At 67.9% G+C, this 13725-nt stretch carries 13 protein-coding genes; 4 read left to right on the top strand and 9 right to left on the bottom strand.

Annotated features, from left to right (window positions below; genetic code table 11):
* The first annotated feature begins 17 nt into the window (after positions 1-17).
* A complete protein-coding gene (locus ACZ50Q_RS24020) occupies positions 18-914 on the top strand; it encodes a sugar kinase (protein WP_464079747.1) in 897 nt (298 codons plus the stop codon).
* A gap of 24 nt (positions 915-938) precedes the next feature.
* Here the strand turns inward: ACZ50Q_RS24020 and ACZ50Q_RS24015 are convergent, their stop codons facing one another.
* The 4 genes from ACZ50Q_RS24015 to hda are packed head-to-tail and all read right to left on the bottom strand — an operon-like array spanning position 939 to position 4192.
* On the bottom strand, positions 939-1427 hold the full coding sequence (locus ACZ50Q_RS24015; RefSeq protein WP_464079746.1) for a 2-amino-4-hydroxy-6-hydroxymethyldihydropteridine diphosphokinase: 489 nt from the start codon (positions 1425-1427) through the stop codon (positions 939-941).
* Positions 1428-1431: 4 nt separating this feature from the next.
* Complete coding sequence (pcnB, locus tag ACZ50Q_RS24010) at positions 1432-2796, bottom strand: polynucleotide adenylyltransferase PcnB (protein ID WP_464079745.1); 1365 nt, start codon at positions 2794-2796, stop codon at positions 1432-1434.
* The gene (locus ACZ50Q_RS24005) at positions 2796-3494 is read right to left on the bottom strand and encodes an HAD family hydrolase (RefSeq protein WP_464079744.1); all 699 of its coding nucleotides are present in this window, start codon (positions 3492-3494) and stop codon (positions 2796-2798) included. Before ACZ50Q_RS24005 ends, pcnB begins: the two co-directional genes overlap by 1 nt.
* The gene (gene hda, locus ACZ50Q_RS24000) at positions 3491-4192 is read right to left on the bottom strand and encodes a DnaA regulatory inactivator Hda (RefSeq protein WP_076518976.1); all 702 of its coding nucleotides are present in this window, start codon (positions 4190-4192) and stop codon (positions 3491-3493) included. Before hda ends, ACZ50Q_RS24005 begins: the two co-directional genes overlap by 4 nt.
* A gap of 405 nt (positions 4193-4597) precedes the next feature.
* Between hda and purM the strand changes: the two genes are divergently transcribed.
* Positions 4598-5647: a phosphoribosylformylglycinamidine cyclo-ligase gene (gene purM / locus ACZ50Q_RS23995; RefSeq protein ID WP_076518977.1), complete on the top strand. Its 1050-nt coding sequence runs from the start codon at positions 4598-4600 to the stop codon at positions 5645-5647.
* Positions 5648-5785: 138 nt separating this feature from the next.
* Here the strand turns inward: purM and miaA are convergent, their stop codons facing one another.
* Entirely contained in the window at positions 5786-6745 is a 960-nt protein-coding gene (gene miaA / locus ACZ50Q_RS23990; protein ID WP_464079743.1) for a tRNA (adenosine(37)-N6)-dimethylallyltransferase MiaA, read from the bottom strand.
* A 1-nt stretch (position 6746) separates the two neighbouring features.
* Positions 6747-8738, bottom strand: coding sequence for a DNA mismatch repair endonuclease MutL (gene mutL, locus ACZ50Q_RS23985; RefSeq protein ID WP_464079742.1), 1992 nt, complete (start codon positions 8736-8738; stop codon positions 6747-6749).
* 99 nt (positions 8739-8837) lie between these two features.
* Here mutL and ACZ50Q_RS23980 point away from each other — a divergent pair, with 99 nt between their 5' ends.
* Positions 8838-9476, top strand: a complete 639-nt coding sequence (locus ACZ50Q_RS23980; protein WP_092581879.1) for a VTT domain-containing protein — start codon at positions 8838-8840, stop codon at positions 9474-9476.
* A gap of 73 nt (positions 9477-9549) precedes the next feature.
* Here ACZ50Q_RS23980 and ACZ50Q_RS23975 read toward each other — a convergent pair whose 3' ends face one another.
* Both ACZ50Q_RS23975 and tsaE read right to left on the bottom strand, forming a co-directional pair.
* Positions 9550-10932 (bottom strand): N-acetylmuramoyl-L-alanine amidase, encoded by a 1383-nt coding sequence (locus tag ACZ50Q_RS23975; RefSeq protein WP_139208580.1) that lies wholly within the window; start codon positions 10930-10932, stop codon positions 9550-9552.
* Positions 10860-11399: a tRNA (adenosine(37)-N6)-threonylcarbamoyltransferase complex ATPase subunit type 1 TsaE gene (gene tsaE / locus ACZ50Q_RS23970; RefSeq protein WP_464079741.1), complete on the bottom strand. Its 540-nt coding sequence runs from the start codon at positions 11397-11399 to the stop codon at positions 10860-10862. Before tsaE ends, ACZ50Q_RS23975 begins: the two co-directional genes overlap by 73 nt.
* A 162-nt stretch (positions 11400-11561) precedes the next feature.
* Between tsaE and fumC the strand changes: the two genes are divergently transcribed.
* The gene (fumC, locus tag ACZ50Q_RS23965) at positions 11562-12959 is read left to right on the top strand and encodes a class II fumarate hydratase (RefSeq protein ID WP_464079740.1); all 1398 of its coding nucleotides are present in this window, start codon (positions 11562-11564) and stop codon (positions 12957-12959) included.
* Between the two features lie 82 nt (positions 12960-13041).
* Here fumC and ACZ50Q_RS23960 read toward each other — a convergent pair whose 3' ends face one another.
* Positions 13042-13725, bottom strand: a complete 684-nt coding sequence (locus tag ACZ50Q_RS23960) for a hypothetical protein (RefSeq protein WP_464079739.1) — start codon at positions 13723-13725, stop codon at positions 13042-13044.

Raw genomic sequence — 13725 nt, 5'->3', positions numbered from 1 at the left:
CCTGACAAGGCGGGCCCATGGGCGAGGCGCTTTTCATCGGACATACCTACATCGACGTCACCGTGCTGGCCGACGAGTGGCCCACGGGCGACCAGAAGCGCGTGGCGCGGGATTACGCCGTGTCCTTCGGCGGCAACGCGGTCACGGCCGCATTCGCCTGCGCGCGGCTGGGAAGCCCTCCCGACCTGATCTGCACGCTGGCGCCCGACTGGCTGGGCCACATGTACGCCGACATGGCGGCCGCGCACGGGGTCACGCTGCATGCGCGCCAGGTGCGCCGTTCCTCGCTGTCGTTCATCATGCCCAAGGACGGCAAGCGCGCCATCCTGCGCGCGCGCGATGCCGACTACCTGAACGATTTTCCCCGGCTGGACATCGGCCGCTACCGCGTCCTTCACCTGGACGGCCATCAGCCCGACGCTGCCCTGCATTACGCGCGCGCGTGCCGCCAGGCCGGCGTGCTCACCTCGCTGGACGGCGGCGGCGTGCGCGAGAACACCGACGAGCTGCTGCGATATATCGACGTGGCGGTGTGCGCCGAGCGCATGTGCGAGCAGCTTGGCCTGTCGCCCGAGGGGCTGCTGGACCTGCTCAAGGCGCGCGGCTGCCGCATCGGCGCGGTGACGATGGGCGAGCGGGGGATGCTCTGGTACGACGAGACGGGGCGGGTCGACACGCTGCCTTCGCTGGACGTCCCGGCGTCGCGCATCATCGATACCTCGGGCGCCGGCGACGTGTTTCACGGCGCTTACGTGTGGTCCTACCTGACGCGGCCGGAGCAGCCGTGGATCGAACACTTCACGTTCGCGCGCGCCGCGTCGGCGCACAAGATCCAGCATCTGGGCAATGAGGCGGGGCTGCCCCAGGTGGAAGACGTCGAACGCGCCATGATGGCGTTCACGCCCAAGGGATGATGCGCGGGTCCGGCGCCGGTCTGATCAGCCGGCGAGCCGTTCGATCGGCTGGTCGTGGATGGCGTCGATCCACGCCTCGACCGGCTTGCCCAATACCGGAATGCCGGGCGCGAGGTCGCGCAGGGGCAACAGCACGAACGCGCGCAGATGCAGGCGGGGATGCGGCAGGATGAGCCGTTCGTGGTCCAGCCGCGTGTCGCCGTACAGCAGCAGGTCCAGGTCCAGCGTGCGGGGCGCGTTGCGATAGGGGCGCTGGCGCCCATGCTGGTTCTCCAGCGCCTGCAGGACGTCCAGCAGGTCCAGCGGCGCAAGCACGGTATCCACGGCGGCCACGGCGTTGACGAAGTCCGGGCCGGCGGCGTCCACCGGCGCGCTGCGGTAGAACGGCGACGCGGTCACCGCGTTGATGCCGGGCGTCGCCTGCAGTTGCGCCAGCACCTGGCGCAGCGTGGCCGCGCTGTCGCCCAGGTTGGCCCCCAGGCCGACATATGCGCGCACGGTCGGCTGCGGCACGGCGCTACTCGGCGGCGGGCGCGCTGCGCGGGCCGCTGCGGCGCGGACGGCGGCGCCGGCGCGCGGGCGAGGCGGGCACGTCGCCGGCCTCGCGCGGCTGGCGCGAGACTTCTTCGATCATGTCGGCGCGGGTCGCGTCGTCGGCATTGGCCAGGTCCATCCACCACTGCGCCAGCACGCTGTCGAACTCGCCGGCGGCGGCGCGCAGCTGCAGGAAATCGCAGGCGGCGCGAAAGCGCGGCTGCTCGATCATGCGGTAGATAGTCTTGCCCATGCGGCGCTCGAAACGCGGCTGCATGAACCAGATCTCGCGCATGTCGGACGAGAAGCGGCGCTGGATGGCGAGCTTTTCCGTCTGTTCGTCCAGCACCGAGTCCGCGGCCGTCGACAGCGCCGGGATGGTGTGCTCGCCCTGGGCGCGCAACTGCTTCCAGCGCACTTCGACCTGCTGCCACAGCAGCGCGGCAAAAAGGAAGCTGGGGCTGATGGTCTTGCCGGCGCGCACGCGCGCATCGGTGCGTTCCAGCGCGAGTTCCACGAAGTGCTCGCCGCCGGGCTGCTCCAGCACCACGTCCAGCAGCGGCAGCAGGCCGTTGTGCAGGCCGTCGGCACGCAACTGGCGCAGGCAGTCCATGGCGTGGCCGCAGGTCAGCAGCTTGAGCATTTCGTCGAACAGGCGCGAGGCCGGGACGTTTTCGATCAGGTCCGCCATGGTGCTGATCGGTTCGCGCGTGGCCGGATCGATCGTGCCGTTGAGCTTGGCGGCAAAGCGCACCGCGCGCAGCATGCGGACCGGGTCTTCGCGGTAGCGCTTGACGGGGTCGCCGATGATGCGGATCTGGCGCTTTTTCAGGTCGGCCACGCCATCGTGGTAGTCGATGACTTCCTCGTTGTGCGGGTCGTAGTACAGCGCGTTCATGGTGAAGTCGCGGCGCTTGGCGTCTTCTTCCTGCGATCCGAACACGTTGTCGCGCAGGATGCGGCCGTGCTCGTCGGTTTCCTGGTCTTCCGAGGCGGGCGCGCGGAAGGTGGAGGTCTCGATGATTTCCTGGCCGAACACGACGTGCACGAGCTGGAAGCGGCGGCCGATGATGCGCGCGCGGCGGAACAGCGGGCGGATCTGTTCGGGCGTGGCGTTGGTGGCCACGTCGAAGTCCTTGGGCTCCAGGCCGACGATGAGGTCGCGCACCGCGCCGCCGACGATGTAGGCTTCGTAGCCATGCTGGCGCAGCACCTCGCACACCTTGATGGCGTGGCGCGAGACGTTGCGCCGGTCGATGCCGTGCTTGTCGCGCCCGATGCGCAACGGCCCCCTGGGTGTCGGCGCGAACAGCCGGCCGACGAATTTTTTTATGGTTTCAGTGATCATTAGGACTTCGAATCTTCCATGTGGTCGAACAGGTCGATCACTTGCCAGCCGCGTTCCTGGGCGATGGCGCGCAGGGACGGGCTGGGGTTGGCGGCAATCGGACGGGTCACTTTTTCGAGCAGCGGCACATCATTGACCGAATCGCTATAGAAAAACGATTCGGAGAAATCCGCAAGCCCCAGCCCCATGCCGCCCAGCCAGTCGTTGACGCGCACGACCTTGCCTTCCTTGAAGCTGGGCGTGCCCAGGATGCGGCCCGTGTAGCGGCCGCGCAGGTACTCGGCGTCGGTCGCGACCAGGTGGGGCACGCCGAAGGCGCGGGCGATCGGGGCGGTGACAAAGCTGTTGGTCGCCGTGACGATCGCGCAGAGATCACCGGCTTCCAGGTGCGCTTCCACGAGGTCGCGCGCGGCGGGCGTGATGGACGGGCGGATGACTTCGCCCATGAAGGTTTCATGCCAGGCCGCCAGATCATGCGGCGAATGCGCGGCCAGCAGCCCCAGCATGAACTCGGCGGCCTGTTCGGCGGTGAGCTCGCCGCGGTTGTAGCGGTCCATCAGGTCGTCATTCAGGCGGCGGGCCTGGACGGGGTCGCCCGCGCGGCCCGTGCGCGCCAGGTAATCGGCCCATTGGTAGTCGCTGTCGAGCGGCAGCAGGGTGTGATCCAGGTCGAACAGGGCGAGACGTCGGGTGGTCATGTGCGTTGTGAATCAGGATCTGCGAGCATGGCGCGCAGCAGGGGCAGGGTGATGGGACGGCCGGTGGCCAGGGAGTAACGGTCCAGCGCGTCGAGCAGCGCCGCCAGCTTGCGGATGTCGCGCTCGTGGTGCGTGAGCATCCAGTTGATGATTTCGGGCGCCAGGTGCAGACCGCGTTCGGCCGCCTGGGCGGACAGCGCGGCCAGCTTGTCGGCATCGGACAGCGGATCCAGGCGGAACACCAGGTCCCAGCCCAGGCGCGTGCGCAGGTCTTCGCGCAGCGGCATCGACAGCGTCGAGCGGTCGCCCGACAGCGCCAGCGCGAAGGCCCGGCCGGTGGCCGCGGATTCGCGCCAGCGGTTGTACAGCGCGAACAGCGCGGCCTGGCGGCTGTCGTCCATGCGGTGCACGTCGTCGACCGCCACGAACTGGGGCATGGGCGATTTGGAATCGGCCTCGGCCAGGCGGCGCAGCATGTTTTCGCCGTTGGCGGGGTCGATGAAGACGGCGTCGGGGCGCGCGGTCAGCGCGCGCAGCAGGTGGGTGCGGCCGCAGCCGGCGGCGCCCCAGATGTACAGGGCCCGGCCCGGCTTGAGCGCACGCACGGCCGCCACCGCTTCCCCGTTGGGGCCGGCGATATAGTTGTTCAGCGATGGCGCTGGCGCGGGGAGAACGTCGAGCAGAAGCTGGCGGTTCATGAGAGTTAGCAATCGGGCTTTTTCGGAACCACCGGAAATCCGCGCCGCCAGGCAGGGGATTTCCGCGGGCGACATGCCGGGCAAACATTGCCGGGGCGCCGGAAAAGCCAAGAAAATCGGTGATACACGGGTCGAAAAGCGCCCCGGCCTGGCCCATGGGGACTGTGCCGTGGGGCTTGCCGGACGGCTGCCCGGACCCGCCCGGGGGCTTGCCTTGCCAGAAACTGGCAAAATCAATACCGGCCAACCCTACACTTTAAACCACCTGGGGGGCTGGTGTCGCGTCCGAGCGCCTGCACTGGCACGGGTTTGCGCCCCGCATGCCTGTCGGCGCCCGCGTCATCGTAAAATGCAGGGCGTTCCACCAAAATCCCAGCAATTGTTACATACCCCACGGCATTTCTCATGACGAACCAACCTAAAGCCCCCCTGACCTACCGCGACGCGGGTGTCGACATCGACGCAGGCGACGCCCTGGTCGACCGTATCAAACCCCTAGCCGCGCGCACCATGCGCCCGGGGGTGCTGGCCGGTATCGGCGGCTTTGGCGGCCTGTTCGAAGTGCCGAAGACCTATAAAGAGCCCGTGCTGGTGTCCGGCACCGACGGCGTCGGCACCAAGCTGCGCCTGGCGTTCGACTGGAACCGCCACGACACGGTCGGCATCGACCTGGTCGCCATGAGCGTCAACGACATCCTGGTGCAGGGCGCGGAACCGCTGTTCTTCCTGGATTACTTCGGCTGCGGCAAGTTGTCGGTGGACACGGCCGCCGCCGTGGTGGGCGGCATCGCCAAGGGCTGCGAACTGTCGGGTTGCGCCCTGATCGGCGGCGAGACCGCCGAAATGCCGGGCATGTATCCGGACGGCGAATACGACCTGGCCGGCTTCGCGGTGGGCGCGGTGGAAAAGTCCAAGATCATCGACGGCAAGTCCATCAAGGCCGGCGACGTGGTGCTGGGCCTGGCTTCCAGCGGCGCGCACTCCAACGGCTATTCGCTGCTGCGCAAGATCCTCGAACGCGCCAACGCCAAGCCGGACGACGATTTCCACGGCCAGAAGATGGTCGATGTCGTCATGGCCCCGACCCGCATCTACGTCAAGCAGGTGCTGGCCGCGCTGGCCAAGCACGGCACGGCCATCAAGGGCCTGGCCCACATCACGGGCGGCGGCTTGCTGGACAACGTGCCGCGCATCCTGCAGGACGGCCTGGCCGCCAAACTGCACCGCGACGCCTGGGAAATGCCCAAGCTGTTCCAGTGGCTGCAGGAGCAGGGCGGCGTCGAAGACACCGAGATGTACCGCGTGTTCAACTGCGGCATCGGCATGGTGCTGGTGGTGGATCCGGCCCAGGCCGACGCCATCGCCGCCACGCTGCGCGAGCAGGGCGAGACCGTCAGCAAGCTGGGCGAAATCGTGCCCCAGGAAGCCGGCATGGCGCAGACCTTCGTGGTGTGACGCCGCGGCGAATGCGCTGCAAGAAAGATGACCGCCTGATGGCGGTCATTTTTTTTGTGAGTGGGGGGCGGATGGCGGGGCGGCGCTGCGTTGGCGGGGGTGTCTGACACCTTCGCGTACCGCGAGCCCCGCAACCCGTCAGTGCGCCAGCGCCCGCGCCACGGCGTCAATGGTCTGCGCGACAGCGTCGGCGGCCAGGCAATCCACGATGACGCGTTCGGGCTGCGCGCGCAGCCAGGTGATCTGGCGCTTGGCGAGCTGGCGGGTCGCGGCGATGCCCTGTTCGCGGGCCGTGTCCAGGTCGACCTCGCCGTCCAGGTACGCCCACATCTGCCGATAGCCGACGCAGCGCACGGACGGCAGGCCCGGGTGCAGGTCGGCGCGGGCGTGCAGGCCGCGCACTTCGTCGAGCAGGCCCTGGCGCAGCATCGCGTCGAATCGCTGTTCGATGCGCGCGTGCAGGGCGGCGCGATCGGAGGGTTCCAGGCTGATGGTCAGGTAGCGGTTGGCGTCGTCGTCCGGCTTGCGCTGCGCGCGCTGCAGCAGCGCCGACATGGGCTGGCCGGAAAGCTGGCAGATTTCGAGGGCGCGCTGGATGCGCTGGCTGTCGTTGGGCGCGAGCCGCGCCGCGGTGACGGGGTCCAGCGCCGCCAGCTCGGCGTGCAGGGCGGGCCAACCCAGGCGCGCGGCGCGCGCTTCCAGTTCGGCGCGCAGGGCCGGATCGGCCTGTGGCAGGTCGTCCAGGCCGTCGCGCAGCGCCTTGTAGTACATCATCGTGCCGCCCGCCAGCAGCGGAATGCGGCCGCGCGCGCGGATGTCGTCGATCAGGCGCAGCGCGTCGGCGCGGAATTCCGCGGCCGAATACGACTGGACGGGATCCAGGATGTCCAGCAGGTGCTGGGGCACGCGCGCCTGTTCCTCGGGCGAGGGCTTGGCCGTGCCGATGTCCATGCCGCGATAGATCGTGGCCGAGTCCACGTTGATGATTTCGAGGGGCCAGCGGTCGGCCAGGGCCAGCGTGGACGCGCTTTTTCCGGCCGCGGTGGGGCCCGCCAGGCAGATGACCGGAAGCGTTGCGGGGGTGAGGTCGGAGGGCAAGCTACTGTCCGCGCAGGAAAAGCTTGTCGAGGTCCGACATCGACCACTGCACCCAGGTGGGGCGGCCGTGATTGCACTGGTCGGCGCGTTCCGTGGTTTCCATCTGCCGCAGCAGGCCGTTCATCTCTTCGAGGGTGAGCTTGCGGTTGGCGCGCACGGAGCCGTGACACGCCATGGTCGAAAGCAGTTCGTTGCGCTGTTCGGTAAGCAGGCGCGAAACGCCCACGGCGCCCAGGTCGCGCAGCACGGCGCGGGCCAGGGTTTCGATGTCGCCGCGGGCCAGGATGGCGGGCACCGAGCGCACGGCGATGGACGTGGGACCCGAAGGCCGCATTTCGAAGCCCAGCTCGTTCAACTGTTCTTCGTACTCTTCCACCAGGGCCACGTCCTTCTCCTGGGCGTGGAACACCACGGGCACCAGCAGGTCCTGGCGCGGCAGGCTGCGCGCGTCCAGCGCCTGCTTGAGCTGCTCGTACACCACGCGCTCGTGGGCGGCGTGCATGTCCACCAGCACCATGCCGCGCCGGTTCTGCGCCAGGATGTAGACGCCGTGCAATTGCGCCACCGCCATGCCCAGCGGATGCTCTTCGTCGGTGGGCAGCGCGGCGGCGGGCGCGGGAGCCGGCTCGCGCAGCGGCGCGGTCCGGGCGGCGGTGTCGTCGTTCAGCGGGCGATAGAGGGATTGCCAGTCAGCGGCCGGAATGCCGGCGGGTTCCGCGTGCAGACGGAAGGGCACCTGGGTGTGCGGGCGCTGCGGCGCGGGCGACGGACGCAAGCCGTAGGCCGGGCCGTTGCCTGCGCCAGCGCCTGTCCCGCCGTTCATGCCGTTCATGCCGTTCACGCCGCCGTAGCCCGGGCGCGGGGACTCGGACTCGGCCTGCGCGGCGGGGCGGTAGGCGGGCGGGGCGGAAGCGGGCGAAGGCGGGGCCGTTTCGCCCGCGGGTCGCGCGACGGTTTCAAATTCCGCGTCGCCGGTTTGTCCCGCCGGGGCGACCGCCGACGACCCGCCCAACTGCGCCAGCGTCTGGCTGACCGCATGCGAGACGAAACGGTGGACGGCGCCGCTGTCGCGGAATCGGACTTCATGCTTGGCCGGGTGGACGTTCACGTCCACGGCGGCCGGGTCGATATCCAGGAACAGCACGTAGGCGGGCTGCCGGTCGCCATGCAGCACGTCCGCATAGGCGGCCCGCAGCGCGTGGCTGACCGTGCGGTCGCGCACGTAGCGGCCGTTCACATACAGGTACTGGCGGTCGGCGCGCGCGCGCGCGGCGGTCGGCCGGGTGATCATGCCGGCCAGGCTGACCGTGCCGACCGAATGCGACAGCAGCAGGCCGTGCTCGGCGAATTCCGCGCCCAGCACGTCGCGGATGCGCTGGGGCGGATCGGCCGGCAGCCACTGGCGCTGCGCGCGGTCGTGGTGAAAGAGGCGAAAGGCGATCTGCGGATGCGCCAGCGCGATGCGCTCCATGGCATCGACGCAGTGGCCGAACTCGGTGGCCTCGGATCGCAGGAACTTGCGGCGGGCGGGCACGGCGTCAAAGAGCTGGCGCACGTCCACGGTGGTGCCGGGCGGGCCCGACGCCGGACCGACCTGCATGCTGCCGGCGTCGATCTGCCAGGCGTGGTCGCCGTCGCGTGTGCGGGAAATGATGGACACCTGGGCCACCGAGGCGATGGACGCGAGCGCTTCGCCACGGAATCCCATGGACGCCACCGATTCCAGCTCGTTCAGCGATCGGATCTTGCTGGTGGCGTGGCGCGCCAGGGCGAGCGGCAGTTCTTCGGGGGGAATGCCGCCGCCGTCGTCGGTGACGGCGATGCGCCGGATGCCGCCGCCTTCCAGGCGGACCTCGATGGCGCGCCCGCCCGCGTCGATGGCGTTTTCGAGGATTTCCTTGAGCACCGACGCGGGGCGCTCGATGACCTCGCCAGCGGCGATCTGGCTGATCAGCAGGTCGGGAAGCGCGAGGATGGAACGACGTTCGGTCATGTGGCCCAGATCTTGTGTAGCAGTGCGGACGATTTTAGCGTCATGCCCCGGTCGGCTATAGTCGCTGGAAATTTCCCTTCCGATATCGGGGCCGCTTCAATGCTTGAGTTTTTCAATATGGTGCTCCACATCGACCAGACGCTCGGCCTGTGGGTCGAGCAGTATGGGGTGTGGGTGTATCTGGTGCTGTTCCTCATCGTCTTCGCCGAGACCGGACTGGTGGTGCTGCCCTTCCTGCCGGGCGACTCGCTGCTGTTCATCGCCGGCGCGTTCGGCGCGACGGGGCACATCGATCCGATCCTGATGTCGGTGCTGCTCATCGTCGCGGCGGTGACGGGCAATTCGCTGAACTATGCCATCGGCCGCTACATCGGGCCGCGGGTGTTTTCGATGAACCTGCGCTTTCTGGACCGCGGCGCGCTGATGCGCACGCACGCGTTCTACGAAAAGCACGGCGGCAAGACCATCGTCATGTCGCGCTTCATTCCGGTGGTGCGCACTTTCGCCCCCTTTGTGGCGGGCGTGGCCGACATGTCGCTGGCGCGCTTTCAGATGTTCAATATCCTGGGCGCGCTGCTGTGGGTGATCAGCCTGGTGGCGGCCGGCTATTTCTTCGGCAACATCCCGATCATCCGCGATCACCTGAACACCATCGTCCTGGTGGGCCTGGCCGCGGCCATCGTGCCGGTGGTGGGCGCCGCCCTGGTCAAGCTCTTTCGCGCCCGCCGCACGCAGTAGGGCGCCAGATGGGGTAAGCAAAAAGGCTATGCGCCGGGGCGCATAGCCTTTTTTCGTTGGGCCAGGGCCCGGGCTAGCTGATGTCGCCCAGGCGGGCCAGCGGCGGGTTGGCGGTGAAGTAGCGCTGGATGCCGGTCATCATGGCCTGCGCCAGCTTGTCCTGGTGCGAGGAGCTGCGCAGCAGGGCTTCTTCCTGGGGGTTGCTGATAAAGGCGGTTTCGACCAGGACGGACGGGATGTCCGGCGCCTTCAACACCGCAAAGCCGGCCTGCTCGACGCTGTTCTTGTGCAGGCGGTTGATCTTCTTGATCTCGTCCAGGAAGGCGCTGCCGACCTTGAGCGAATCATTGATCTGCGCGGTGGTGGACAGGTCCAGCAGCACCTTGGCGACCTGGCGGTCGTGGGTGCCCAGGTTGACGCCGCCGATCAGGTCGGCCGCGTTTTCCTTGTCGGCCATCCAGCGCGCCTGCGCGCTGGAGGCGCCGCGCTGGGACAGCGCGAACACCGACGACCCGTTGGCCGACGGCTTGACCCAGGCGTCCGCATGGATCGAGATGAACAGGTCCGCGTGCACGCGCCGCGCCTTCTGGACGCGCACGTGCAGGGGCACGAAGTAGTCGTCGTCGCGCGTCAGGTAGGCGCGCATGTAGGGCTGGCTGTCGATCAGCGCCTTCAGGCGACGCGCGATGCGCAGCACCACGTCCTTCTCGCGCAGGCCGGTCTTGCCGATGGCGCCGGGATCTTCGCCGCCGTGGCCCGGGTCCAGCGCGATGGTCAGCATGCGCGGCTTGCCCCGGCTTGCCGTGGCCGGCGGCTTGGGCGGCGTGGGCAGGGGCGGGGCGGGCTGCTGGCCGCGCACGCGGGGCGGCTCGGGGGGATCGGCGCGGGTGACCGGGTTGCGCTGGATGTCTTCGAGGATGCGCGCGAGCGGATCGTCCACGTCGGGACCGCTCGACTTGTTCAGGATCGCGATTAACGGGTCCTGCGCCACCTTCGGGTACAGGTCCAGCACCAGACGGTACTGGTAGTCGGCAACCGGCTTGAGGGTGAACACCTGCGGCGCCACCGGCTGCTTCAGGTCGAACACCAGCCGGACCACGTTGGGGCGGTTCTGCGCCACGCGCAGGCTCTGGATGTAGGGGTCGTCGGGGCGGACCTTGGAGACCAGATCGTTCAGGGCCGCACTGAGGGTCAGTCCCTCGATGTCGACCACCAGGCGATGGGGATTTTCCAGGGTGAATTGTTCCGCCTTGAGTTCGCTGTCCAGTTCCAGCGTGACGCGGGTGTATTCGTCGGCAGGCCAGGTCCGCACGGCCAGGATCGTTGCCGCCTGCGCCAGCGTCGGCACGACAGGCAGGACGAGCAGGGTGGCAGCGACGCTGATCAGGCGTCGGCGGGTGGCGCCTGCCGGGGGGAGGGCGCCGTCAGGGGCGGGGGGACAATCGCGTTCAACCATGTTTGTCCTCGGGCGGTGTACGCGGTCAGGGTGGCGTCACGTCCGTCGCCTGCATAGGCGAGGCTGATCAGCAGGTCGGGCGGGGGCAAAAGACCTTCGGCCCGCTCCGGCCATTCGATCAAAACGACCGCATCCTCACGCAGTAAATCCCGAAATCCTGCGTCCAACCATTCGCGCGAATCACTAAATCTATAAAAATCAAGGTGATAGAAGTATAAGTTAGAAACTTTATAGGATTCAAGCAGCGCGTAGCTTGGACTCTTGATTCGGCCTGTGATGCCGCTTTCCCGCAACAATGCCCTGGAGAAGGCCGTTTTTCCTGCACCCAGGTCCCCTTGAAGGTGAATGCATGCGCCTGCCGGGCCGGTTTTGCCTCCGGACACCATGGGCGCAAGCTGGCGCGCCAGCGACTCGGTGGCGGCTTCGTCGGGCAAGTGCAAAGTCAGGGTGGCGAGGGGGGCGGACATGGCGCGGGGCGAGTGGTAAAAGACGATGATCGGAGCACAGATTGGAGCAATTATAGGAATGCGGGTTTCTGCTAACCTATAACTGATTGTTATTCTCAATAATGTCGTGAACGACGGCTTCCCGCCGCCCGCGACTGACGCCGCCACGGAGTTGTACGCGCCATGAAGACCCGCATCGAAAAAGACACGTTTGGCCCCATCGAGGTGCCGGAAGACCACCTGTGGGGCGCCCAGACGCAGCGCTCCCTGCATTTCTTCGCGATTTCCACCGAAAAAATGCCGGAACCGCTGACCAACGCGATGGCGCGGCTCAAGCGCGCGGCGGCCAAGGTCAACGCCGACCTGGGCGAGCTGGACCCCAAGGTCGCGGACGCCATCATGCGCGCGGCCGACGAGGTCGTCGCCGGAAAATGGCCCAACGAGTTTCCGCTGTCCGTCTGGCAGACCGGTTCTGGCACGCAAAGCAACATGAACATGAACGAGGTGCTGGCCAACCGCGCTTCGGAACTGCTGGGCGGCGTGCGCGGCGAAGAGCGCAAGGTGCACCCCAACGACCACGTCAACCGCGGGCAGTCGTCGAACGACACGTTCCCGACCGCGATGCACGTGGCCGCCGCCGTCGAGGTCGAACATCACCTGCTGCCGTCCCTGAAGGCGCTGCGCGCCACGCTGGCCGCCAAAAGCGCCAAGTTCTATGACATCGTCAAGATCGGCCGCACCCACCTGCAGGACGCCACGCCGCTGACCCTGGGCCAGGAGCTCTCGGGCTACGTGGCCCAGCTCGACCTGGCCGAGCAGCAGATCCGCGCCACGCTGCCGGGCCTGCACCAGCTTGCCATCGGCGGCACCGCGGTCGGCACCGGCCTGAACGCGCATCCGCAGTTCAGCGCCAAGGTGTCGGCCGAGCTGGCGCACACCACCGGCACGGCCTTCGTCTCCGCGCCCAACAAATTCCAGGCGCTGGCGTCGCATGAAGCGCTGCTGTTTGCCCACGGCGCGCTGAAGTCGCTGGCGGCGGGCCTCATGAAGATCGCCAACGACGTGCGCTGGCTGTCGAGCGGCCCGCGCTCGGGCCTGGGCGAGATCAGCATTCCCGAGAACGAGCCGGGCAGCTCGATCATGCCGGGCAAGGTCAACCCCACGCAGTGCGAGGCCATCACGATGCTGGCCGCGCAGGTCATGGGCAACGACGTGGCCATCAACATCGGCGGCGCCAGCGGCAACTTCGAGCTGAACGTCTACAAGCCGCTGGTGATTCACAATTTCCTGCAGTCCGTGCGCCTCCTGACGGACGGCATGGCCAGCTTCGACAAGCACTGCGCGGCGGGCATCGAGCCCAACCACGAACGCATCGCCGAACTGGTCGACCGTTCGCTGATGCTGGTGACCGCGCTGAATCCGCACATCGGCTACGACAAGGCCGCGCAGATCGCCAAGAAGGCGCACAAGGAAGGCCTGTCGCTGAAGGAGTCGGCGCTGGCCCTGGGCTACCTGACCGAAGCGCAGTTCGCCGAATGGGTCGTGCCCGGCGCGATGACTAACGCGCACAAGCCGTCGTAATCCGCCGTCGTAATCCAGCCCGCGTCGCGTCAATCCGGAATGGCCGCCCCCCGGGGCGGCCATTTTCATGGCGCGTGGGGGCTCAGGTCTCGGTGTCGCCGTAGGCGGCATCCACGATTTCCCAGACCAGACGGCGGGACGAGTCGCTCTCCAGATCCACGTCCTGGTGGGGAACGAGCAGCCCCCGATCGCCGGCTGCCACGAGAAATCTCTCCCATGGTGCGTTTCGCGGCCAGCGGGCCAGGTAGGCGCGCCGCTGCGCGGCGTCCAGGGTTTGCCAGAACGCAAGCCAGATGTCGCCGAAGTAGCTGTCCCGGGTTCCATACCGCATCACCAGCGGCAGATTGTCCTCGTCGCCAAACATGCACAGCCAAGGGGGAGGCAGGGCGTAGTCATCCGCGGGAAGCAGGGGAAAGGGCAAGGCGGGCCCCAGGCGATCGTCCTCGCGTCCGAACAGCCCTAGCGTCCAGCGGTGCAGCCGGCGTTCCGCCACGGTGCCGGTCACGCCGGCATAGGCGCGGCGCATCCTGCGCGCGCAGTCCCAGGCCCAGGAAAGCTGCAGGTGGAAGCAGCCGCCCGCCATGCGCCATTGCGCCTCGTAGGCCATCTTTTCGGCCAACGACAAGGATTGCCAATAGGGCCACCAGACGCCGTTGAACCATCGCGATGCGGCGGGCTCGATCCAATCGGTCCAGGCCGCCGGATCGGGAAATTCGATCCAGGGCGGGCGCGGGCTGCGACACGCCGGCGGTGCAGATCGCTTCAT

The sequence above is a fragment of the Achromobacter sp. T5-5 genome (assembly GCF_055397965.1).
This window is presented reverse-complemented; position numbering and strand designations above follow the sequence as displayed.